The sequence below is a fragment of the Streptococcus sp. SCPM-O-B-15277 (M60) genome, from assembly GCF_058200335.1.
Genome location: NZ_JBYQGR010000002.1, coordinates 183494 through 204939, shown reverse-complemented (window position 1 = coordinate 204939; position 21446 = coordinate 183494). Strand labels below are relative to the sequence as shown.

Below are 21446 nucleotides of genomic sequence, written 5' to 3'. Positions count from 1 at the left end.
ATTTGAGGCAATTTTAGCTATTTCTACCAAACAGAAAAAGAAGCCACAAAGTGACTTCTTTTAAAGTGACAGTGAATTATTCTTCACCTTTGTTTTTCTTAATGATTTCTTCTTGTACTGACTTAGGTACATCTTCGTAGTGGTCGAATACCATCATGAATGTACCACGTCCTTGTGATGCAGAACGAAGAACTGTTGCGTAACCGAACATTTCAGCAAGTGGAACGTAAGCACGAACGATTTGGCTGTTACCGTGTGCTTCCATACCATCTACACGTCCACGACGAGCAGTTACGTGACCCATAACATCACCAAGGTTTTCTTCTGGAACAGTGATTGTTACAAGCATCATTGGCTCAAGGATAGCTGGTTGTGCAGTCTTAGCAGCTTCTTTAAGTGCAAGAGATGCAGCGATCTTGAAGGCAGTTTCAGATGAGTCGACATCGTGGTATGAACCATCGTAAAGCTTAGCTTTAACGTCAACCATTGGGTAACCAGCAAGAACACCGTTAGCCATAGATTCTACCAAACCTTTTTCAACCGCTGGGATAAATTCACGAGGAACCACACCACCGACGATTGCGTTTTCGAATTCGAATCCTTTTCCTTCTTCGTTTGGAGTAAATTCAATCCATACATCACCGAATTGACCTTTACCACCAGACTGACGTTTGAAGAATCCACGTGCTTGAGTAGAAGCGCGGAATGTTTCACGGTAAGATACTTGAGGAGCACCTACGTTCGCTTCAACTTTGAACTCACGACGCATACGGTCAACAAGGACGTCAAGGTGAAGCTCACCCATACCAGAGATAACTGTTTCACCAGTTTCAACGTTAGTTTCAACGCGGAATGTTGGATCTTCTTCAGCCAATTTTTGAAGGGCGATACCCATCTTGTCTTGGTCTGCTTTAGATTTTGGTTCAACCATCAATTGGATAACTGGTTCTGGAACGTTGATTGACTCAAGGATGATTTTAGCTTTTTCATCTGTCAATGAGTCACCAGTTGTAGTGTCTTTCAAACCAACGGCAGCAGCGATATCACCTGAGTAAACAGTGTCGATTTCTTGACGGCTGTTAGCGTGCATTTGAAGGATACGTCCGATACGTTCACGTTTACCTTTAGAAGTGTTCAATACGTAAGAACCTGATTGAAGAACACCTGAGTAAACACGGAAGAATGTCAAACGACCTACGAATGGGTCAGTCATGATCTTGAAGGCAAGAGCTGCAAATGGCTCTTCATCAGATGCTGGACGAGTTTCTTCTTCATCTGTATCTGGGTTGATACCTTTGATCGCTGGGATGTCAAGTGGGCTTGGAAGGTAGTCGATAACCGCATCAAGCATCAATTGAACACCCTTGTTCTTGAAGGCAGAACCACAAAGTACTGGGTAGAATTCAACGTTGATAGTCGCTTTACGGATACCAGCTTTCAATTCCTCGTTAGTGATTTCTTCACCTTCGAGGTATTTCATCATCAATTCTTCGTCAGTTTCAGCAACTGCTTCAACCAATTTTTCACGGTATTCTTGAGCTTGTTCAAGGTATTCAGCTGGAATGTCTTCTTCAAGGATATCTGTACCAAGGTCGTTAGTATAGATTTCAGCCTTCATCTTGATCAAGTCGATGATTCCACGGAAGTCATCTTCAGAACCGATTGGCAATTGAATTGGGTGTGCATTAGCTTGAAGACGATCGTGAAGTGTGCTTACTGAGTAAAGGAAGTCAGCACCGATTTTGTCCATTTTGTTGGCAAATACGATACGTGGAACTCCGTACTCAGTTGCTTGACGCCAAACTGTTTCAGTTTGAGGTTCAACACCTGATTGTGAGTCAAGAACTGTAACCGCACCGTCCAATACACGAAGAGAACGTTGTACTTCGATTGTGAAGTCCACGTGTCCTGGTGTGTCGATGATGTTTACGCGGTGGTTGTTCCATTGAGCTGTTGTCGCAGCAGATGTGATAGTGATACCACGTTCTTGCTCTTGCTCCATCCAGTCCATTTGTGACGCACCTTCGTGAGTTTCACCGATTTTGTGGATTTTACCAGTGTAGTAAAGGATACGCTCAGTTGTAGTTGTTTTACCAGCATCGACGTGAGCCATGATACCGATATTACGAGTTTTTTCAAGTGAAAATTCGCGTGCCATGAGGTTTGTTTCTCCTATTATTTTTTATTTCTATTCTATTATAACACGATTTCAATAAAAACGGATAGGCAGGACCCACCCGTTCTCAGTGTTTATCTTGTTTAGTTGGTTTCAACTTGTAGATAAGTTGAGTTGAACTTGAGCTAAAAGCTCGAGTTAACTGATTTGAACCCGAGCGAGGCCCGGTGCAAAAAAGATAAACTGCTTTGTGTTCACGGAACACTGCATCAGTTTCCTATTTTTGCCTTGGGCCTTTACCGCTCTTGGTATCATTTTATTACCAACGGAAGTGTGCGAAGGCACGGTTAGCTTCAGCCATACGGTGAGTGTCTTCACGTTTCTTAACTGCTGCACCAGTGTTGTTAGCAGCATCCAAGATTTCTTTTGCAAGACGGTCTTGCATTGTGTGTTCACCACGAAGGCGAGCGATTGTTACCAACCAACGAAGTCCAAGTGTTGTACGACGTTCTGGACGAACTTCAACTGGGACTTGGTAGTTTGATCCACCAACACGACGTGCACGTACTTCAAGTACAGGCATGATGTTTTCCATAGCTGTTTCAAATACTTCAAGTGCATCGTTACCAGTAGCTTCTTTGATTTGCTCAAAAGCACCGTAAACGATTGAAGCAGCTGTACCACGTTTACCATCAAGCATAACGCGGTTGATAAGACGAGTAACTAATTGTGAATTGTAAAGCGGATCTGGCAATACATCACGTTTTGGAGCTCTATTTTTACGACTCATTTCTCTTTATCCCCTTTCCTTATGCTTTTTTCGGACGTTTAGTACCGTATTTAGAACGGCCTTGTTTACGATCGTTAACACCTGCAGTATCAAGTGCACCACGGACGATATGGTAACGTACCCCTGGAAGGTCTTTTACACGTCCACCACGAAGAAGCACCACACTGTGCTCTTGCAAGTTGTGTCCGATACCTGGGATGTAGGCAGTAACTTCGATAAGGTTGCTCAAACGTACACGAGCAAATTTACGAAGGGCAGAGTTAGGTTTTTTAGGTGTCATTGTTCCAACACGAGTTGCAACACCACGTTTTTGTGGTGAAGAAACGTTTGTTTGAACTTTTTTGTGACTGTTGTAACCAACGTTCAAAGCTGGTGATTTAGATTTTTCTACTTTTGATTTACGCGGTTTGCGAACCAATTGGTTAATTGTAGGCATCTACATTCTCCTGTGTTTTTTTATTTTTGGTGATGATACACTTGGTGACAGCTATCATCTGTGTGTACTTTTGCAACATTTGTCAGCACGTCCCTGTACACTCTTGAGAGACCAAAAGTAAAAAGTACCGTCTAACATTGTACCACGTTTTTTCTATTTTTGTCAATATATTTCTTCTTATTTTTTGACTTCTTTGCTCTTAAATTTAGTTGAAAACGTTCGCCTACCAGATAGACTCTTCAACCGACCACATAGACAAAGCATCTTGTATTTGTCGACAAAATGGTGTTTAATAGATTTGTAAGTAAGAGATCTCTATTACAACTTGATGAAAGGAGAAATTATGAAAGTCAGACTCGATATTGATCAGCAATACACTGAAGAGCAAATCATCATAGAGGCACCGTCCTTGTCCCCTAAAATTCAAAAGGTTCAGAACTTTGTCCAATCCCTAGATCAAAAAGATACCATAAAAGGGAAATTCCAAGACCAGGTTTATCTCATTGAAATTGGTCAGATCCAGCGAATTTACATTGAAAATCGTAAAGTTTTGGCTGAAACGGATAGTCGAACCTATGCACTTGACATTCGTCTCTACCAAGCAAGTGAAATTCTACCTGCTTCCTTTATCCAAATTTCCCAATCGGAAATTGTCAACATTGATGCAATTAGTCATCTAAAACTAACCTCTAACGGCTTGATTGAAATCTATCTAAAAAACGAAAGTTTTACCTACTCATCTCGCCGTTACCTCAAAACTATTAAGGAGAAATTAGAACTATGAAAAAACAAGTATTTCACGATGCCACAACTGGTATCCTCATCGGCCTCATTCTATCTATTATCTTTTCACTCATTTATTCCCCAAATAACTACGCGCCACTTAGTCCAGAGTCAGCTATTGGTCAATTCATGAGCAGTCATCAGGTTCACGGTGCTCTAGTTTTACTCTACTGTACACTTATCTGGTCAGCTATTGGAGTCCTCTTTAGTTTTGGTAGCCGTCTATTCGCTCAAGATTGGAGCCTTCTTCGTGCGACTGTCACTCACTTCTTCCTTATGTTGCTAGGTTTTGTACCTTTAGCAATCCTAGCAGGCTGGTTCCCTCTTCACTGGACTTTCATCCTTCAGCTCATCCCAGAGTTTGCCATCGTCTACCTCATCATTTGGACGATTCTCTACAAAAGAGAATCAAAGAAGGTTGCCCACATCAACCAATTATTGGCTAAGAAAAAATAAGACCTAAAAACCCACTCCGTTTTGTGAGTGGGTTTTTGCTTATAATTTTTGTTTCAGCTCTAATAAGAGATTCATGGCTTGCATCGGTGTCATATTGTACACATCTACTTGGGCCAATTCTGCTAGGATAGGATTTTCTTCCTTTTCATCAAAGAGAGACATTTGCTCATTGACAACATTCCTTTGATTGATAGAAATTGGATTTTCCTGACCTTGGCTCTCTAGTTGAGTTAGAATCGCATCCGCTCTTGCTAGTAAGTTTGCTGGCAAACCTGCAATCTTAGCAACGTGAATACCGTACGATTTGTCTGCTGGACCTGGTTCAATCTTGTGAAGGAAGGTAACCTGTCCATTTTGCTCAAGCGTAGCCACGTGAACGTTAACCAGATGTCCCAGACTAGTCTCAAGGCTAGTCAATTCATGGTAGTGCGTTGCAAAGAGAGTCTTGGCTCCAATATGCTCATGGATGTACTCGATGATAGACTGGGCTAAAGCCATCCCATCATAAGTTGCGGTTCCCCGACCAAGTTCATCAAAGAGAATCAGAGAGTTCCTGGTCGCATGACTAATAGCATTATTAGCTTCCATCATCTCTACCATAAAGGTGGACTGGCCTGAAACCAAGTCATCAGCTGCACCAATACGAGTGAAGATAGCATCAAAAATTGGCAGTCGAGCACTTTCTGCAGGGACATAAGAACCCATCTGTGCCATAACTGCTGTTATAGCTAACTGGCGCATATAAGTTGACTTCCCGCTCATATTAGGCCCTGTAATCAGTTGAATGCTGGTCTCTTCATCCATCTGGATGCTGTTTGGGATATAGGTTTGAGCTCCCATGACCTTTTCAACGACGGCATGACGACCTTTTTGGATATCTATGCTAGAGTCTTCCCCAAACTCTGGTCGAATCAGGTGTTGTTTTTCTGCAACTACTGCCAAGCCTTGCAAGACATCGACAGTAGCGATTCCTTGAGCCAGAGCCTGTAGACGTTGGATATACTTGCCAACCTCCTCACGAATACGCATAAAGATTTCGTACTCTAGGTTTGCTGATTTCTCACGCGCCTCTAGCATTTCACCTTCGATACGCGCTAACTCCTCTGTCCCAAAACGCTCAGAGTTTTTCAGCGTAGCCTTGCGGAAAAAGTGGGCTGGTACGTTGCCTAGCTGCGAGTTGGTCACATGGAAATAGTAGCCGTCTTTTTTATTGTAGTCAATCTTGAGAGTATGGATGCCAGAGTTTTCTCTTTCCTTGGCCTCGATCTCAGCAATCCAGCTGGTCCCCTCTCTGAGAACACGACGGTATTTATCCAAGGTCTCATCAAAGCCCGTTCGGATAATACCACCTTCGGTAATCACGTGAGGAGCCTCAGGAGCAATAGCTGCACTAATCAAACTTTCCAACTCAGGAATAGCATCTAGTTGTTCAATCAGATAAGCTAGAGCTGGTTGCTCCATTCCCTCTAAAATGGCGCGAATCCTTGGAACACTTCCCAAGGTAGTCGCTAGTTGCAAGAGATCTTTAGGATTGCTTTTTCCAAAAGAAACACGACTAGCCAGACGCTCAATATCATAGACTCCCTTGAGGCTTTCTGTCAAATCACTGCGCTCAAAGAAATAATCCAGAAAGACTTGCACAACTTCCTGACGTTCTAAGATACGGTCCTTATCAATCAAAGGGCGTTGAATCCAAGAACGCAAGAGTCGCATACCCATAGCAGTCTTGGTTTCATCTAGTAGCCAGAAAAGGCTGCCTTGTTTCTTACCTGAGCGAGCATTTTCAACCAAATCCAAACTGGCCTTGGTTGCATAATCCATCTGCATAAAATCTTTGATTTCATAGCGAATAACTGGTTTTAAGTGATTCAACTCTCTCATCTGCGTTCGATGAACATACTGAAGAAGTTTTCCACTGGCTGCTCCTTCAACAGTTGTCAATCTTGAATCCAACAGGTGAACGTCTTCATATATTTCCTGTTCGTAGGAAAGGACTAGATTCATTTGACGACTGAGAATCTGTTCTTCCGCTTCGGATAGTTCGTAGCCAATCACTACTTCTCTGGCCTTTAGATTGCGGATTTCACCACAGACTAGAGAAAAATCTGATAGTCCTGTCACATAAAAATCACCTGTCACCAGGTCCATGTAGGCCAAACCATATTGAGCCCCATCATGATCAATAGCTACCAAAAAGTTGTTCTGGCTATCTGGCTTGCTACTATCAACGACTGTCCCTGGTGTAATAACCTGAACAACTTCACGTTTAACGACACCCACAGCTTGTTTGGGGTCTTCCATCTGTTCAGCGATGGCAACCTTGTAGCCACGCTCCACTAGAACATCGATGTACTGTTGGGCAGAGTGATAGGGTACACCTGCCATAGGAATAGGATTTTCAGCATTTTTATTGCGACTGGTCAGTGAGATTTCTAGTATCTGTGCAGCATTGACGGCATCTTCATAAAACAACTCATAAAAATCACCCATGCGAAAAAGCAAAAAAGCATCTGGATATTGTTTTTTGATATCCACATACTGTTGCATCCCAGGTGATAATTTTTCAGTAGTCATTTACTCTCTCCTTGTAAAAACAGTCCTGAGAGAAGCTCTCAAGACCTTATCTATTTCCCATTAGCTCAAGCAAGCGTTCTTCCATGACTTTAGCAGCATGCTGATCTTTACAGATAACCAAAAGGGTATTGGCTCCTGCAACTGTACCTAAGATCCACCCATCTTTATTTGAATCGACTACATTGGCTAAAACAGATGCTTCTCCAAGTTTCGTGTGGAGGACAAGGGTAAATTCGGCCCTTGCAACACCCTCTAAGTGGTGTGAAAGGAATTCGACCAAATCAATCTTCTCTGTCTCATTTGCTAGTACATAGTAGACAACATCGTTTTTCTTAACTTTGGTTAAGCCAAGCTCTCGCAAATCACGGGATAATGTCGTTTGTGTCACAAAGACATCACAGGCTTCCAATCGATCTTGAATTTCCTTTTGAGTTCCTAATTTTTCTTCTGTAATCATTCGCTTGATGAGCTGATGACGTTCTCTTTTTCTCATAAGATCCTTTCAAGTGCATATTTATAACATTTTACATTTTTTTAGTAAGAATATTATATCAAAAAAACTGGATATTTCAAAAAATATCTCTTCTTTCAAAAAAAATGTAGTAAATTGTGATAAAATAGTAGAAAAGCCCTAAAGGAGCCCTAAATGAATACAAAAGAATTGATTGCTAGCGAGTTGGCTAGCGTCATTGATAGCCTGGACCAAGAGGCTATTTTAAATTTACTAGAAACACCTAAAAACTCAGATATGGGAGATATCGCTTTCCCTGCTTTCTCCCTCGCAAAAGTTGAGCGTAAAGCTCCTCAAATGATTGCAGCAGAACTTGCTGAAAAGATTAATAGCCAAGCCTTTGAAAAAGTGGTAGCAACTGGACCTTACGTAAACTTCTTCCTTGATAAGGCTGCCATTTCTAGCCAAGTTCTACAAGACGTTATCGCTGAAAAAGAGCACTACGCTGACCAAGAGATTGGCAATCAAGAAAATGTTGTGATCGACATGTCTAGCCCTAATATTGCTAAACCATTTTCAATCGGCCACCTTCGTTCAACGGTTATCGGAGATAGCTTGTCACATATCTTCCAAAAAATTGGTTATCAAACTGTCAAAGTCAACCACTTGGGAGACTGGGGCAAACAGTTTGGGATGCTGATTGTCGCCTACAAAAAATGGGGTGACGAGGAAGCTGTCAAAGCTCATCCAATCGATGAACTTCTCAAGCTCTATGTCCGCATCAATGCCGAAGCTGAGAATGACCCAAGCTTAGATGAAGAAGCACGCGAATGGTTCCGCAAGCTTGAAGACGGAGATGAGGAAGCTCTTGCTCTTTGGCAATGGTTCCGTGATGAAAGTTTGGTGGAATTTAACCGCCTTTACGATGAATTACAAGTTGAATTCGACAGCTATAACGGGGAAGCCTTTTACAATGACAAAATGGATGCAGTTGTAGATATCCTAGCTGAAAAGGGACTACTTGTTGAGTCTGAGGGTGCCCAAGTTGTTAATCTTGAAAAATATGGAATCGAACATCCAGCCTTAATCAAGAAATCTGACGGCGCAACTCTCTATATCACGCGTGACTTGGCTGCAGCCCTTTACCGTAAAAATGAATACCAATTTGCAAAATCAATCTATGTTGTTGGTCAAGAGCAATCTGCTCACTTTAAACAACTCAAGGCTGTCTTGCAAGAAATGGGTTATGATTGGAGCCAAGACATTGTCCACGTTCCTTTTGGATTGGTAACAAAAGAAGGGAAAAAACTTTCTACTCGTAAAGGGAATGTTATCTTGCTCGAGCCAACTGTCGCAGAAGCAATCAGCCGTGCTAAAGCGCAAATCGAAGCCAAAAATCCTGAACTCGAAAATAAAGACCAGGTTGCTCACGCTGTTGGGGTCGGTGCCATTAAATTCTATGACCTTAAAACCGACCGTACAAATGGGTACGACTTTGACCTTGAAGCAATGGTATCCTTTGAAGGTGAAACAGGCCCTTATGTTCAATATGCCTATGCACGTATCCAATCGATCCTGCGTAAAGCTGATTTCAAACCTGAAGCAGGTGCTAACTATAGCTTGAACGATGCTGAAAGTTGGGAAATCATCAAGCTAATCCAAGATTTCCCACGTATTATTAAGCGTGCAGCTGACAACTATGAGCCTTCAATCATTGCTAAATTTGCGATCAGCTTAGCGCAAGCCTTCAACAAATACTATGCCCACACTCGTATCTTGGATGAAAGTCCGGAGCGCGACAGCCGTCTAGCCCTTAGCTATGCAACAGCAGTTGTCCTCAAAGAAGCCCTTCATTTGCTAGGCGTAGAGGCACCAGAGAAGATGTAATTCAGTACCAACAATTGGAACTAAAGTTCCTAATTGTTGGACGCTAGCCGCTTTTATGCGGACTAGCTAACTGCCTTACTAGTCATGGCCCCTAAATATAATCGATTTAGGGGCCACGACGTCGTAAATAAGGCGTTTTGCCTAAACGCTTTACTAATTCATCTAACCAAATAATATCGATTTGGTCAGGCTCATGTCGTAGGCTTTTAATCATTTTATTGTAAAGCAAGCTAAGTAACTAACGCCAAATCCTATTAGGACTTTGGCTAGGCGCTTCACTAGTTTTAGGACATAAATATAATCGATTTAGGGGCCACGACGTCGTAAATAAGGCGACTTGCCTAAACGCCTTACTCATTCATCTAAACAAAAACGAGTAGCGAGGCGCTTTACAGTATCATCACTCAAAAAGTGAAAAACTTTGCTTTTATCTTACCACCTACTTCTTTATCACTTAGGGAGAATTTTTATGAGCCAGTATGCTTATATTCTAGTTGTTATCAGTCTTCTTTTTCTCTTTCTTGTCAACAAATATGAAAAAGAGAAACTTCAAAGACTTCTTCAGAACCAACTATTGAAAGATCAAGCTTTTCGTGCAACTATCAAAGAGAAAATCCAAACGATAGAAAACATCAATGATGTCATTGACTACATTAACAAAGGTTACCGTTTAGGAATTCCCATTTCAAAAGAAATCGTTGACGAAATTCGCCAATCATAAAAAGACTCGAGATGAAGATTCTCGAGCCTTTTCTATTTTTTTCTGGAAACTACGATTTCCACCAGTATAACGATTCCTAGTGATGCCATGGTTCCGTAAGCTGACAAACTTTCATCAAGAAATTTCGCGGAGAACTGCATCAGAGTGATTGCTAAGAGTAGCAAGGCACTACAAAGTAGTATATCCTTAAAACTTGGTTTGCGTTTTATATACTTTAAAAATGATCTCTGTAGTTTATTCATTTCGTTTGTTCCCTTTTGGAGTAAATCCTTTATCCATAGAATAATGCTCTTCCTTAGAAAATCTGGCCTCTTACGAAACCTCAAGTTCGTAAAGTTCTGCAATAATCCCTGCAACCTTCTTGATATCTCCCAACATGCCACGCATCTCAAAGTCAGCTAAAACAGGGAAACCAAAACGTTGACTGTATTGCTTGGCCGTCAAGCAGTATTGGTTGTTAAAATTGCGGTTACCTGATCCTACGACACCAAAACACTTGCTAGCATTGTCACCATATGCGATAAAGTCACCTACCGGAGTTGTCAAAATTTCTACATCACCATTGTCAACCCCATTGCCACCCTCGAGATAAGTCGGTAGAAAAGCCACATACGGGTTGGTCATCTCGAAGAAGTCTTCTCCATCCTTGACCAAGTCTTTAATATGAATTTTTTCCACATCAATATTCGCATACTGCTCTAACAAATAAGCTTTCAAACGTGTTACAAAACTCTCCGTGTTGCCGCTTAGACTGATATAAACTAAGGAAATTTTTTTCATCTTTTCCTCCCTCTTTCTCGAATCCAAAAAAATAACTACCAAGATTGTATCTTGATAGTTACCCTTTGTCAACTCTTAGGCGAGTTCTTCCTCTTGAGATTCTGTTAATTCTTTTTGCTGACGCCATATTTTATAGAAGACGATTCCCAAAAAGATAACATTGATGACGATGAATATGATAGTGGTTACTTTTGACATGACTTCCATTCCTAAACGTAGGGTGTCATCTTTAATCAATTGCATAGCATCTTGTAAATTCATATTGTCATGGACTAGTCCAACAATAGCTAGCAAGGCATATCCAACATAAGTGTAGTTTGCCAACTGCAAATTCTTACGAATTAAGAAAACAAAGGCTACTACAACTAGGATAGCAGATAGAATAATGAGTATCGTGTTAAAAATAGAGTGAGATGACTCTGACACTTGGTGGGCATAGTTAACAGCATCTTCTATTTGTTGAGCACTAAGTGTCCCAACATTTCCTTGGCTAGCACGAAGGGCGTCCTTACTAGGTACTGGGGTAAAAATTCCAACTACTGCCAAGGCTGAATTAATCGCTGATAAGACTAATAAAACCCATAGATAGATTGGTTTCTTTTTCATAAAAGTAACCTCCTCAAATTTTTGAATTTATTATAGCATATTTTAAAATGGATAACAAAAGTTAGAGGGTGACTTCAATCTGCTTGCGGTAGGCTTTCGGAGACTTTCCACATAGTTTTCGAAAGACCTTGTAGAAATAGCCTACATTACTATAACCAACCGTATAGCAAATATCCTCAATACTATCATTTGTAGATAGTAAAAGTTGCTGGGCTGCCTTAATCCGTTGCTTATTGAGAAGCTCAGCAAAGGTTGAATTGGTTTCCTTCTTGATTAACTGACCTAAGTAAACAGGATTGATAAAGAGATCCTTGCTGATATCCTTGAGAGAAAGCTCTTTTTTATAGTCTCTACCAATAACTTCAAGTACACTGACAACATTTTCATTCATACGATATTGACCAAAGAAGGACGTCAAGGTTTCCTTGGTATAAGCCACTAAGTCTTCAAAGTTTGTAATGGCATGGATGTTCTTGACAATATCTGTCATATCATCTGCTTTCAGATGCTCGAAGAGATGGAAAACATCCATCACAAACTGAGTAAAGAGTTGCTTGGTAATGGAAACTCTCGGTGTGTTTTCCAATACAATCTTCTCAAGTAGATTCAACTCTTCGATAATCTGCTGAAGATTCCCTTGGATAATAACTCGATAAATGGGTTCATAATAAGAAAAGAGACTTTCAGACTGATCTAGATTGACAGTTCCATAGAAAAGTGCTTTTTCAACGTTAAACTTCCATTTTTCAAAGTTTGCCTGATAAGGTAACTCAAAAGGCATGACGAGTAAACCATCGAATTTCTGAGTTGCTAGCACAATCTGCCAGTCCTGACCTAGAACATAGTAAGGAATGACAAAATCCCCTTGTTTTTCTCGGGAAAGACCAATCCACCAATTTTCTTTTTGAGACAGGTGTGCATTAAATGCTTCGTCGTCTAACTTCTGACTTAACATTTCTGGCTCATGCACTTTTTCACGAAGCTGACCAAGGATTTTCTCGAGTAAATGCTCCAGCTCAACCTTATCAACTGGTTTGACAAGATAATCTACAACATTGAGGTTCATGGCTTTCTTGACATAGTCAAATTCTTGATAGCCGGAAAGAAGAATATAGTAAGCCTCTGGCAAGAGTTCCTTCATCTCCCCAATCATTTCAAGTCCTGTCTTGCCAGGCATGTTGACATCAGAAATGATGATATCTACGGGATGCTCTCGGACATAATCCAAAGCGTCATCAGCATGATTGGCCGTTGCAACGACTTCCATATCCCATTTTTCAAAAGGGATCAAACGCTTAAGTCCTTCTGTAATCATGTACTCATCATCAACTAATAGTACTTTATACATGTTTATCCTTTCTCTTCATCCTGAATGGTAATTCGATATTGAACACCTTTTTGTTCAGCAGATTCTATACTAATGTTATAGCGGTCTCCAAAGTAGAGCACAAAGCGTTCGTGGACATTGACGATCCCAATAGACTGTCGCTGTTCCATATAATCCGCTGTGTGTTCAAAGGTTCTTTGAGCCAGTTTAGCTTGAATTTCTGCTAGTTTTTCAGCAGACATCCCACGGCCATTATCGGTTACTAAAATTTCGACATAGCCATTTTTTTTCAAAGCCTTGATACTGATAACATTATCTGTCCTTCTGTGGTCAACTCCATGGGCAAAATAATTTTCCACTAAAGGCTGGAGGGTGAACTTTGGAATACGCATTTCTTCCAATTCAGGGTCAATCTTAAATCCATAGGCAATGGATTTTGGATAGCGAACCATACAGAGATAACTGTACTTCCGACAAAACTCTACTTCTTGTTTGAGGGTCGTTTCTCGCTCGTCAGAGATATTATTGCGCAGGAGACTACTGAACTCATAGATGATATCTGCTAGTTCATTTTGGTTCTCCATTACTGCGTACATCCGCAAAAATTCTAGAGTATTGTACATAAAATGCGGATTAATTTGAGCTTGCAAGGCTCGCATATTGGCATCTTTTTGATTGAGTTCCAGTTGATAAATATCGTGGATATTGCTTTCCAATCGATCCAACATATCATTGGTCGACTCAGCAATTAGCAGCAATTCCTGGTCCTTTTTATCTGTGTTAATTCTCTTGGTCTGCTCTCCCTCAGTAATGGCTTGGATGGAGTCCACTAAGTCCACAACCTGACTTTGATAGTCAGAAAAGGTCCTTCTTAAGGTCATATATAAAATGATGATAAAGAGGGCGCTCAAACCTAAAATAAGTGCCGAATTCGCTAAAGTCCCACTCCAAACATAATCCCTTGGTACAGCTACTCGAACTTGATATCCATGGACAGTTGTCCCTACCAACCAAGATTCATTCGTTCCCTTTGTTCCAATATAGAACATATCTGTTTCATATGGTGCAATGACCGTTACTGCTACTGGAATTGTTCCCCTAGTATTGTCAATTGCCTTATAGAGGACTTCTGGTTCTACGGAAATATAGATGACACCAATAGCTTGATCAGATACTGGATCCGATACTGGAATAGCGAAACTATTAGCATCCGGTTTAAAGCTCTCAGCTGGAATCTTCTGCCCACCTCGATTTTCTCTTTTGGAAACAAATACATCCGTCGAATCTTGTAAAACAATCGAAACACCTGTTACAAAATCATTTCGCACGTATATATCATCGATATTTTCATAAATGGAAACGGAAATATAGGGTGACGCCTTTCGTTCTAACTGCCAATAAAAATAATCCGGCGTGCTGAGGCTAAAATACTTGTAAATCCCTTCAATGCGGGCTTGATTCTCGACCAATCCCTGAGCTAGGCGTGTTGACTCCCGATAGTAGTATTCAACCTCATCAACTGTTCGAGCGAGAACACGCTGACCGACACGATTGGCTTCCCTTTCACGCATATCCCAGTCTGCATAAGAAATCAAGAGAGCAAAGCAGGAAATGATGATAATCATCACCAGACTATAGATTCTGAGGAGTGAGTGAAGGCGAAATTGTTTAGTCTTATTTGGTTGCCAATTTTTCATGAATACTTTCATAAACAGGCTCCAATAAATCACTAATAAAGAAGTGCCACATTCCAATGCCTACAAAAGCAATGAGGGCTGGCATATAGAAGCCAATAATGGCTAACAAGACGCTACCAAGGAGAACTTTGGCCACTGCTGATAAACTCATAAAAATTCCGATAAAGGCGAGCTTTAAGGTGTTTTTATAGGACAATTCAAAGTAAACCTGTAACTTTAAAGATACCGTGTAGGCCAAAAATACCAAGGCTACTAAAAAGATATTTAGAAATGTTGCTGCCAAGTGGATAATCGTCTGATTTGGCAACTGAATCATCAGATACAAGCCATAAATCAAGATGAAGTCAATCCCTATAAAAGTGTAGAAACTGATATTACTTTTGACAAAATTGCTCTTAAATAAAGCCCATGCTTCCTTGAAACGATAAGCACGGTAAGAATAGCCGTTTTCAGCAAATAAACTCATGAGAGTTGCACTAGCGGGTGCTATACCAAAGACCACTCCTCCTGCTAGTGTCAATAACCAAAAATAAGCCGTCGCAATCATCCCCAAAAAGAAACGATGAAAGACTAGCTCAATGAAATTTCCCACGGTTTGCCTCCTATACATTAATCTAGTTTTATTATAACATATTTCAAGCGCTCTCAAAAATAGGAGCAATAAAAATAAATACATTTATTGGTTTAATAATGACGTTTGTACTATAATAAAGATAGATAGAGATACCGATTAATGACAAAAGGGGTTTATAGAGAAGATAAACATCTTTGCAGATTAACTAGTGACTATTTAAATCAATTATTGGATTTATAAAATAAGAAAAGGAGTATGGACCATGACTACTCGAACTTTAAGCACTGTGTTGATGTGTGTTGCGCTTGTATTGACTCTTTTCTCTGAAAAATTGTTCAAGCAACATGAAAAAATCGGAAAAATAATTTGCACTATAATCATATTAGTCGTATCATTATCATATCTGTTCTAAGTTATTTTAGGAGCTTGATTAACAAAATAACGAAAGGAGTATGTACCATGACTATTCATACTTTAAGCACTACGTTGATGTTTTTTGCGCTTGTATTGATTCTTTTCTCTGATAAATTGTTCAAGCAACATGAAAAAATCGGAAAAATAATTTGCACTATAATCATATTAGTCGCTGCTTTGTTAAATCTGCTCTAAGTTATTTTAAGAATACAGGAATTTGTTTGTCCTGTATTCTTTTTTTCTCTATAAAACGTGCATTGATAAAAACGAATAACAAAAAACACCCCCAGTTAGGGAGTGTTTTCAAGGAAAATAGCAAGATTACCTAAATTTTACTATTTAGCGTCGTCTTTTTTAAAGATGTTTTTAACACCTTCAACAGCGCCTTCAATTGCGTCTTTTGCATCTTCAGCGACTTCTTTAACTTTAGAAGCAACTTTTTCAGCAGCTCCTTCGCTTTCAAGTCCTTTGTCACCTACCAATTTACCAACGCCTTCTTTAACAGCTCCTGTTGCTTGGTTGAATTTTTCTTCTGTAGACATAAGTATGTCCTCCTTTTATTTTTTCTAAATTAGTAATTAGTGAACACGTGGTTCTGCTTTGGCTGCAGCGTCTTTAACATTGTCAACGCCTTGGCCAACTTTTTCTTGAACGAATTCAGCGCCTTCACTAAGTTTTTCTTGTGCTGCTGCGACACCTGAACCGATACCAGATTTCACTCTAGACAATTGTTCTGACGCGAACTCACCTGTTGATTCTGCCACGTCAGTTACACGATCTTGAAGGCTAACTGAGTCTGCTTCATGTTGTTCTTTAGTTTTGATGTCAACAACATTAACGTTAACTTCAACTACTTCTAGATCAGTCATTTTCGCAACTTCTGATACGATAACGTCTTTGATTTCCTTGTATAGAGTTGGAACGTTTTTTCTGTACTCTACGATAACGTTCAAGTCAACTGCTACTTGTTCTTTACCAACTTCAACGTTAACACCGTGTGTTACATCGTTAGTGTTAACAAGTTTTTCTGTAAGATTTGAGAAGAATCCACCGTCAACATGTAATAGTCCTGGGACTCTATCTAGTGAAAGACCGATGATTTTTTGAATAACTTTATCTTCGTAAGTTAATTCTCCGCGAACATCTTTAGAAACAACAACATCTTTTTTTTCAGTATTTACATTTACATTTTTTTCTACGTTTGACATATGAAACTCCTTTATTTATTTAAATAATTCTTCTGTACATAGTATCCCAACCAAATTCCTAGGGCTCCACAGATTAAAACGAACAATGTTTTAAAGAAACCGAAGGACAGGATGAAGCAAGCTAGAATAATACCTACTACACCACATAGAATTGGGTATTGATATTTTTTAAACCATTCCATTTTTTACTTCCTTACTTTACACGACTAACAATTTTCTTAGCTGCTTTTTGAGGGTCATATTCTTTCACTGAAACTTCCAGTTTAACCTCTCGATCAATACCAAAGAATTCTTTCAATCCTTGAGTGATTTCGTTTTGAACTACTTCAAATTTGTTAGCAATGTTATCTGAAAGAACAGCTGTACCTTCTACATAAACGAAACATTTCTTTTTCCGAGTATGTACCTGAATTTTGGGATTTTTGACCATCTTGTGTTCATCCAATAAACATCGAACAAACCCTTCAATAGCTGAATTTTTTAGTTTTAATTTATCGTCTTTAGTTCCAAGTTTTATTTCCAAATATTGTCTAGGATAAAACAGGATTACTAACATCCATAATAAAACTAAGATAGACAGACCTAGAAGCCCCCAAAATACATATCTAGCGAGATAATATTCAAATGATGTCTGTCTCCAGCTAGTCAATTGAATCCCTAAATCACTAACCTGGTGGTAATCTATCAAAATAGGAAGGAAAATTGTCAAGATTAAAATACAGAAAATAAGTAATAGTATTTTCTTTGATTTTGACATATAAAATCCTTTCAATAGTGCAACAAACCATAGCTTTACCCGTCATTATAAATTAAAAACTATAGTCTGCTTTCGAGTAAAACATTAACCTTTTTTACCCAAAAAGAACGATACCACAGAAACTACAATCACTGCACCAACAATAGATGGGATGATAGCCATACCAGCTAGTGAAGGTCCCCAAGTGCCAAGGAGTGATTGACCTACTGATGAACCGATTAAACCGGCAAATATATTAGCAATTACTCCCATCGAGCCACCTTTTTTAGTGATTGCCCCTGCTGCAAGGCCGATAAAGCCTCCTACAATAATGGACCACAACATAATATGCGCCTCCTTTCACAACCCCAATATATATGGGTTAAATATAGTATATCAAAATATGAGAGCGCACTCAAATTATATGCTCACGAATATGTGCTTTAATAAATTTTAAAACAATACAAAAACGCTCTAGTCATTGTGACTAGAGCGTTTTCTATATATCCGAACATCTAATTTATTTCACAAAAAATGTAGCCATTCGGTTGATTTTTATTGCAATACATTGAAATTTGAAAAAAGAAAAAACGTTTAAAATCAGCGTTTTTCTTATGTATTGATTCGTATTGAATGCTTACTTCACTTATAAAAAGATCAAATAATTTCTATTTCAGCTGTTAGAAACGTTGGTACATCAATGTTTTTAGAATGCTACATAATAAAAGGTAGAGTGAATGGTAGAGTAGTAAAAATAGTTGTTATCCTAGTTGATTAAAAAAATCTCTGATTTCCTCATCTTTTATAAAATAATATATAATTTTCCCCTCTCTCCTAGTATCCAAGATGTTTTGATTGGCTAGTTTACGAAGATGGTGGGAGGCAGATGCCATACTGAGATTTAGTAAACAGGCTATATCACATACACAGAGTTCTTCAACAGCAAGAAGATAAAAGATGATATTTATCTGTTTATTATCGGTAAACTTTGATAAAATACGAAGTGATTTTTGGACTTTTTCCTTTTCAAGGTAGTTCGTTGCGGTTGTAACATTTTGTTGATTTATAATATTCACTTGGCATATACTATCTTTTTTCATAATTTTTTCTCCTAGCCGAACACAGTCCTTAGCATGTCAAAGCTGTTGTTTTCAATCAGGATATACATCCCCAATCCTAAATAAACAACGGCAATAAACCATCTGCTATATTTTTCCAAAGTTTCTCCAACAGAAGGGACTTGTGCCAATTTTTGGGCAGAAAAAACCAAGAGATAAATCATGACTAGAAAAGTAAGTAAAGCCACTATCAAATTCGCTAAATTTAAGGTAATAAAATATGGGACAAAAACACCAATATTGTCAGCACCACAACTTACAAAAGTAATCATAGCGACTAGAAAAATCAGGTTTTTATCATCTTTGCGCAAACCATCTTTTGCAATAGCTTCTCCATCAGAATCTCCTAAAAGCAAAACTTTGAGTCCTAGGAAAATTGGAATCAAACCGAGCAAACCTAAAATCTCTTTACTAGGAATATAATTTAAGACAAATGCAAAAAGCAAACTTATCAATATTAGACTAACAGAGCCTAGAAATTGTCCTAAATAGATGTTAATGATGTCCTTTCTGCTTTTTCTTTTGGCAAAAAATAACATTAGGATAATAAGTAAGTCTACGGCTGTCCCAGAATACAGGATTATTGAAGTAACAACATTTTGAATCATAAAACACCTCATTCAAATATATTTTTGAATGAATTTTAACATTAAACTTTGTAGATGTCAACTCCAGCTCCATCAAAATATAGATAAGAAGGTAGTGTACCAAACATTAAAAAGCCCTGCCATCGAAATGATAGCAGGGCTTAACTTCAATATCCAGATGATATATTTATCTAAAAAAGGTAGAGTTTGGACTGAAATATAGTGAAATGTATTGAAATTGAAAAAAGAAAAAACGCTTGAAATCAGCGTTTTTCTTATGTATTGATTCGTATTGAATGCTTACTTCACTTCTGTAAACACAACATGTTTGCGAAGTTTTGGTGAGTATTTCTTCAATTGAAGACGGTCTGGAGTGTTACGTTTGTTTTTAGAAGTAAGGTACAAGCGTTCACCAGATTCTTTGTGTTCAAGTGTAATATTTACGCGCATGGTATCTCCCTTCTATTATTCAGCTGATGCAGCTTTAGCGATCTTACGTCCTTTGTAGTATCCTTTAAGTGATACGCGGTGAGAACGTGAGTAATCTCCAGTAGTTTCGTCAAAGTTTACAGATGGAGCTGTTACTTTGTAGTGTGTACGACGTTTGTTTTTCTTCGCTTTTGAAGTGCGACGTGCAGGTACTGCCATTTTGTTTTCTCCTTTTAAGATATAATTCAGTTAGGTTTGATTTTCATCAACTTTAATAGTATATCAAAACTTTTTTGTAAAGTAAAGTTACTTGACAAAAAAAGATTAAAAAATTTTCCTATCCAAAGTTCTGGATAGGAAAATAGGTTAAATATCAATCTCAAAAGGTTCATCAATGGTTTCTGAGACGTATTTCCCGTCTTTTTTTCGTTGTTTGACGCATTCGGTGAGAAGATATTCAATTTGCCCGTTGACTGATCGGAAGTCATCTTCTGCCCATGATGCGAGTGCAGCATATAACTTATTCGAGAGTCGAAGGGGAATTTGCTTTTTTTTAGCTTCTGCCATTTCTAATAAAGGCTTCCTGTATTGACAATTGGTTGTGCATCATGATTGCCACAGAGAACGACCAGGAGATTTGAAACCATGGCTGCTTTACGCTCTTCATCTAGTTCAACCAACTCTCCTTCATTGAGACGTTCCAATGCCATTTCAACCATTCCTACAGCGCCGTCTACAATCATCTTTCGTGCATCGATAATGGCTGATGCTTGTTGACGTTGAAGCATAACGGCAGCAATTTCTGGTGCATAAGCTAAGTAAGTAATACGTGCTTCAAGGATTTCCAAACCAGCATCCTCTACGCGACTTTGTATCTCTTCACGAATACGTTTAGCTACAATCTCACTAGAACCGCGGAGACTTCCTTCATCGGCTTGCCCATCACCTGTAGTATCCACATTCGGAGACACATCGTAAGGATAGATGCGGACAATATTACGGAGTGCACTATCACACTGCAATGAGAGATATTCTTTATAGTTATCTACGTTGAAGACTGCTTTGGCTGTATCAACAACTCTCCAAGTTACCGCGATTCCAATTTCAACAGGATTACCTAAGCAATCGTTAATCTTTTGACGAGAATTACTCAAAGTCATAACTTTGAGGGAAATCTGTTTCTTGCCAATCTCAATGTTTACATCATTGCCATTTGATGATTTCATCCCTGAAAAAGGAGTTTTTGTGCTAACATCACCACTTTGACCAAGTCGAGTGTGGTTTGCAGGATTGACCGCTATACTGAAGGGATTGACAAAGTAGAAACCAGGTTCTTTGATGGTACCTGTATAGTTACCAAAGAGGGTCAAAACCAGAGCTTCCTGAGGTTTGACAACTTTTAAACCAGCATGAGCTAGAACTGAAATTAAGATTAATAAAAGACCGATAATAATTCCAAAAATGTTTTCTGAACCAGCACCAATGATAAATATAAAGACACCAAGTACGAGTGCCAACTCGATAAGTATCAACGCTACTACACCATTTGGTTTTGAATTGATTAGCTTTTCAGTCATCAGAATGACCTCCTGTTTTTTGATATCTAAATGATATCACTTTAATTTTAAATGTCAATAAAAAAATGCAATCTTTTTTAAGAAGATTTCAATGTATTGAATTTTCTGAAAATTCAAGAATTTTCTTCTGTTATTCATGCGAAAATTGTGCTATAATGGAACAAACTGAAACGGGAGGA

26 protein-coding genes are annotated in these 21446 nt (G+C 39.0%); 5 read left to right on the top strand and 21 right to left on the bottom strand.

What is annotated here, in order from left to right; all coding sequences use genetic code 11:
- Positions 1-76: 76 nt before the first annotated feature.
- From fusA to rpsL, 3 genes are all read right to left on the bottom strand, one after another.
- Positions 77-2158 carry an elongation factor G gene (gene fusA / locus AC3E9F_RS04455; RefSeq protein ID WP_263394348.1) on the bottom strand — a complete coding sequence of 694 codons (2082 nt, stop codon included), beginning with the start codon at positions 2156-2158 and terminating at the stop codon, positions 77-79.
- 277 nt (positions 2159-2435) lie between these two features.
- Entirely contained in the window at positions 2436-2906 is a 471-nt protein-coding gene (gene rpsG, locus AC3E9F_RS04450; protein ID WP_000087873.1) for a 30S ribosomal protein S7, read from the bottom strand.
- A 19-nt stretch (positions 2907-2925) separates the two neighbouring features.
- The gene (gene rpsL, locus AC3E9F_RS04445) at positions 2926-3342 is read right to left on the bottom strand and encodes a 30S ribosomal protein S12 (RefSeq protein WP_001142333.1); all 417 of its coding nucleotides are present in this window, start codon (positions 3340-3342) and stop codon (positions 2926-2928) included.
- Between the two features lie 343 nt (positions 3343-3685).
- On the opposite strand from rpsL, the gene AC3E9F_RS04440 reads away from it, so the two are divergent.
- Both AC3E9F_RS04440 and AC3E9F_RS04435 read left to right on the top strand, forming a co-directional pair.
- Positions 3686-4126 carry a LytTR family DNA-binding domain-containing protein gene (locus AC3E9F_RS04440; protein ID WP_263394347.1) on the top strand — a complete coding sequence of 147 codons (441 nt, stop codon included), beginning with the start codon at positions 3686-3688 and terminating at the stop codon, positions 4124-4126.
- Positions 4123-4581, top strand: coding sequence for a DUF3021 domain-containing protein (locus AC3E9F_RS04435; RefSeq protein ID WP_263394346.1), 459 nt, complete (start codon positions 4123-4125; stop codon positions 4579-4581). The genes AC3E9F_RS04440 and AC3E9F_RS04435 overlap by 4 nt, the downstream gene beginning before the upstream one ends.
- 39 nt (positions 4582-4620) lie before the next feature.
- On the opposite strand, the gene mutS is transcribed toward AC3E9F_RS04435, so the two are convergent.
- Together mutS and argR are read right to left on the bottom strand one after the other, a co-directional pair.
- The gene (gene mutS, locus AC3E9F_RS04430) at positions 4621-7155 is read right to left on the bottom strand and encodes a DNA mismatch repair protein MutS (RefSeq protein ID WP_263394345.1); all 2535 of its coding nucleotides are present in this window, start codon (positions 7153-7155) and stop codon (positions 4621-4623) included.
- A 46-nt stretch (positions 7156-7201) separates the two neighbouring features.
- Positions 7202-7648, bottom strand: coding sequence for an arginine repressor (gene argR, locus AC3E9F_RS04425; protein ID WP_214262688.1), 447 nt, complete (start codon positions 7646-7648; stop codon positions 7202-7204).
- Positions 7649-7801: 153 nt separating this feature from the next.
- Between argR and argS the strand changes: the two genes are divergently transcribed.
- Positions 7802-9493, top strand: coding sequence for an arginine--tRNA ligase (gene argS, locus AC3E9F_RS04420; RefSeq protein WP_490672858.1), 1692 nt, complete (start codon positions 7802-7804; stop codon positions 9491-9493).
- Between the two features lie 469 nt (positions 9494-9962).
- A complete protein-coding gene (locus AC3E9F_RS04415) occupies positions 9963-10214 on the top strand; it encodes a MarR family transcriptional regulator (RefSeq protein ID WP_490672857.1) in 252 nt (83 codons plus the stop codon).
- A gap of 312 nt (positions 10215-10526) precedes the next feature.
- On the opposite strand, the gene nrdI is transcribed toward AC3E9F_RS04415, so the two are convergent.
- From nrdI to AC3E9F_RS04355, 12 genes are all read right to left on the bottom strand, one after another.
- Positions 10527-10994, bottom strand: a complete 468-nt coding sequence (nrdI, locus tag AC3E9F_RS04410; protein ID WP_490672856.1) for a class Ib ribonucleoside-diphosphate reductase assembly flavoprotein NrdI — start codon at positions 10992-10994, stop codon at positions 10527-10529.
- 75 nt (positions 10995-11069) lie between these two features.
- A complete protein-coding gene (locus AC3E9F_RS04405) occupies positions 11070-11600 on the bottom strand; it encodes an ABC transporter permease (RefSeq protein WP_490672855.1) in 531 nt (176 codons plus the stop codon).
- Between the two features lie 61 nt (positions 11601-11661).
- Positions 11662-12948 (bottom strand): response regulator transcription factor, encoded by a 1287-nt coding sequence (locus AC3E9F_RS04400; protein WP_490672854.1) that lies wholly within the window; start codon positions 12946-12948, stop codon positions 11662-11664.
- A 2-nt stretch (positions 12949-12950) separates the two neighbouring features.
- Positions 12951-14624 (bottom strand): sensor histidine kinase, encoded by a 1674-nt coding sequence (locus AC3E9F_RS04395; protein ID WP_490672853.1) that lies wholly within the window; start codon positions 14622-14624, stop codon positions 12951-12953.
- Positions 14602-15234, bottom strand: a complete 633-nt coding sequence (locus AC3E9F_RS04390; protein ID WP_282184159.1) for a YesL family protein — start codon at positions 15232-15234, stop codon at positions 14602-14604. The genes AC3E9F_RS04395 and AC3E9F_RS04390 overlap by 23 nt, the downstream gene beginning before the upstream one ends.
- Positions 15235-15947: 713 nt before the next feature.
- The gene (locus AC3E9F_RS04385) at positions 15948-16154 is read right to left on the bottom strand and encodes a CsbD family protein (protein ID WP_490672852.1); all 207 of its coding nucleotides are present in this window, start codon (positions 16152-16154) and stop codon (positions 15948-15950) included.
- A 36-nt stretch (positions 16155-16190) separates the two neighbouring features.
- Positions 16191-16820 carry an Asp23/Gls24 family envelope stress response protein gene (locus tag AC3E9F_RS04380; protein WP_247913189.1) on the bottom strand — a complete coding sequence of 210 codons (630 nt, stop codon included), beginning with the start codon at positions 16818-16820 and terminating at the stop codon, positions 16191-16193.
- Positions 16821-16831: 11 nt separating this feature from the next.
- Complete coding sequence (locus AC3E9F_RS04375) at positions 16832-17002, bottom strand: DUF2273 domain-containing protein (protein WP_004250679.1); 171 nt, start codon at positions 17000-17002, stop codon at positions 16832-16834.
- A gap of 11 nt (positions 17003-17013) precedes the next feature.
- Positions 17014-17577, bottom strand: coding sequence for an alkaline shock response membrane anchor protein AmaP (gene amaP, locus AC3E9F_RS04370; protein ID WP_247913188.1), 564 nt, complete (start codon positions 17575-17577; stop codon positions 17014-17016).
- A gap of 84 nt (positions 17578-17661) precedes the next feature.
- Positions 17662-17901, bottom strand: a complete 240-nt coding sequence (locus AC3E9F_RS04365) for a GlsB/YeaQ/YmgE family stress response membrane protein (RefSeq protein ID WP_006149342.1) — start codon at positions 17899-17901, stop codon at positions 17662-17664.
- A gap of 416 nt (positions 17902-18317) precedes the next feature.
- Positions 18318-18656 carry a Cd(II)/Zn(II)-sensing metalloregulatory transcriptional regulator CadX gene (cadX, locus tag AC3E9F_RS04360; protein WP_000711085.1) on the bottom strand — a complete coding sequence of 113 codons (339 nt, stop codon included), beginning with the start codon at positions 18654-18656 and terminating at the stop codon, positions 18318-18320.
- An 11-nt stretch (positions 18657-18667) separates the two neighbouring features.
- Positions 18668-19282, bottom strand: coding sequence for a CadD family cadmium resistance transporter (locus AC3E9F_RS04355; protein ID WP_490672851.1), 615 nt, complete (start codon positions 19280-19282; stop codon positions 18668-18670).
- A gap of 28 nt (positions 19283-19310) precedes the next feature.
- Between AC3E9F_RS04355 and AC3E9F_RS04350 the strand changes: the two genes are divergently transcribed.
- Positions 19311-19484: a FanG protein gene (locus AC3E9F_RS04350; protein ID WP_490672850.1), complete on the top strand. Its 174-nt coding sequence runs from the start codon at positions 19311-19313 to the stop codon at positions 19482-19484.
- Between the two features lie 77 nt (positions 19485-19561).
- On the opposite strand, the gene rpmG is transcribed toward AC3E9F_RS04350, so the two are convergent.
- The 4 genes from rpmG to AC3E9F_RS04330 form a co-directional block, all read right to left on the bottom strand.
- Complete coding sequence (gene rpmG / locus AC3E9F_RS04345) at positions 19562-19711, bottom strand: 50S ribosomal protein L33 (RefSeq protein ID WP_001265622.1); 150 nt, start codon at positions 19709-19711, stop codon at positions 19562-19564.
- Between the two features lie 15 nt (positions 19712-19726).
- Positions 19727-19909 (bottom strand): 50S ribosomal protein L32, encoded by a 183-nt coding sequence (rpmF, locus tag AC3E9F_RS04340; protein ID WP_000290417.1) that lies wholly within the window; start codon positions 19907-19909, stop codon positions 19727-19729.
- A 147-nt stretch (positions 19910-20056) separates the two neighbouring features.
- Positions 20057-20257, bottom strand: coding sequence for a type II toxin-antitoxin system antitoxin (locus AC3E9F_RS04335; protein ID WP_000796543.1), 201 nt, complete (start codon positions 20255-20257; stop codon positions 20057-20059).
- Positions 20258-20259: 2 nt separating this feature from the next.
- Positions 20260-21267 carry an SPFH domain-containing protein gene (locus tag AC3E9F_RS04330; RefSeq protein ID WP_263394336.1) on the bottom strand — a complete coding sequence of 336 codons (1008 nt, stop codon included), beginning with the start codon at positions 21265-21267 and terminating at the stop codon, positions 20260-20262.
- Positions 21268-21446: the final 179 nt, after the last annotated feature.

Excerpts from the sequence above, each read along its gene's own strand:
- fusA (WP_263394348.1), bottom strand. The coding sequence starts at position 2,158 with ATGGCACGCGAATTTTCACTTGAAAAAACTCGTAATATCGGTATCATG.
- rpsG (WP_000087873.1), bottom strand. The coding sequence starts at position 2,906 with ATGAGTCGTAAAAATAGAGCTCCAAAACGTGATGTATTGCCAGATCCG.
- rpsL (WP_001142333.1), bottom strand. The coding sequence starts at position 3,342 with ATGCCTACAATTAACCAATTGGTTCGCAAACCGCGTAAATCAAAAGTA.
- AC3E9F_RS04440 (WP_263394347.1), top strand. The coding sequence starts at position 3,686 with ATGAAAGTCAGACTCGATATTGATCAGCAATACACTGAAGAGCAAATC.
- AC3E9F_RS04435 (WP_263394346.1), top strand. The coding sequence starts at position 4,123 with ATGAAAAAACAAGTATTTCACGATGCCACAACTGGTATCCTCATCGGC.
- mutS (WP_263394345.1), bottom strand. The coding sequence starts at position 7,155 with ATGACTACTGAAAAATTATCACCTGGGATGCAACAGTATGTGGATATC.
- argR (WP_214262688.1), bottom strand. The coding sequence starts at position 7,648 with ATGAGAAAAAGAGAACGTCATCAGCTCATCAAGCGAATGATTACAGAA.
- argS (WP_490672858.1), top strand. The coding sequence starts at position 7,802 with ATGAATACAAAAGAATTGATTGCTAGCGAGTTGGCTAGCGTCATTGAT.
- AC3E9F_RS04415 (WP_490672857.1), top strand. The coding sequence starts at position 9,963 with ATGAGCCAGTATGCTTATATTCTAGTTGTTATCAGTCTTCTTTTTCTC.
- nrdI (WP_490672856.1), bottom strand. The coding sequence starts at position 10,994 with ATGAAAAAAATTTCCTTAGTTTATATCAGTCTAAGCGGCAACACGGAG.
- AC3E9F_RS04405 (WP_490672855.1), bottom strand. The coding sequence starts at position 11,600 with ATGAAAAAGAAACCAATCTATCTATGGGTTTTATTAGTCTTATCAGCG.
- AC3E9F_RS04400 (WP_490672854.1), bottom strand. The coding sequence starts at position 12,948 with ATGTATAAAGTACTATTAGTTGATGATGAGTACATGATTACAGAAGGA.
- AC3E9F_RS04395 (WP_490672853.1), bottom strand. The coding sequence starts at position 14,624 with ATGAAAAATTGGCAACCAAATAAGACTAAACAATTTCGCCTTCACTCA.
- AC3E9F_RS04390 (WP_282184159.1), bottom strand. The coding sequence starts at position 15,234 with ATGTATAGGAGGCAAACCGTGGGAAATTTCATTGAGCTAGTCTTTCAT.
- AC3E9F_RS04385 (WP_490672852.1), bottom strand. The coding sequence starts at position 16,154 with ATGTCTACAGAAGAAAAATTCAACCAAGCAACAGGAGCTGTTAAAGAA.
- AC3E9F_RS04380 (WP_247913189.1), bottom strand. The coding sequence starts at position 16,820 with ATGTCAAACGTAGAAAAAAATGTAAATGTAAATACTGAAAAAAAAGAT.
- AC3E9F_RS04375 (WP_004250679.1), bottom strand. The coding sequence starts at position 17,002 with ATGGAATGGTTTAAAAAATATCAATACCCAATTCTATGTGGTGTAGTA.
- amaP (WP_247913188.1), bottom strand. The coding sequence starts at position 17,577 with ATGTCAAAATCAAAGAAAATACTATTACTTATTTTCTGTATTTTAATC.
- AC3E9F_RS04365 (WP_006149342.1), bottom strand. The coding sequence starts at position 17,901 with ATGTTGTGGTCCATTATTGTAGGAGGCTTTATCGGCCTTGCAGCAGGG.
- cadX (WP_000711085.1), bottom strand. The coding sequence starts at position 18,656 with ATGAAAAAAGATAGTATATGCCAAGTGAATATTATAAATCAACAAAAT.
- AC3E9F_RS04355 (WP_490672851.1), bottom strand. The coding sequence starts at position 19,282 with ATGATTCAAAATGTTGTTACTTCAATAATCCTGTATTCTGGGACAGCC.
- AC3E9F_RS04350 (WP_490672850.1), top strand. The coding sequence starts at position 19,311 with ATGAATTTTAACATTAAACTTTGTAGATGTCAACTCCAGCTCCATCAA.
- rpmG (WP_001265622.1), bottom strand. The coding sequence starts at position 19,711 with ATGCGCGTAAATATTACACTTGAACACAAAGAATCTGGTGAACGCTTG.
- rpmF (WP_000290417.1), bottom strand. The coding sequence starts at position 19,909 with ATGGCAGTACCTGCACGTCGCACTTCAAAAGCGAAGAAAAACAAACGT.
- AC3E9F_RS04335 (WP_000796543.1), bottom strand. The coding sequence starts at position 20,257 with ATGGCAGAAGCTAAAAAAAAGCAAATTCCCCTTCGACTCTCGAATAAG.
- AC3E9F_RS04330 (WP_263394336.1), bottom strand. The coding sequence starts at position 21,267 with ATGACTGAAAAGCTAATCAATTCAAAACCAAATGGTGTAGTAGCGTTG.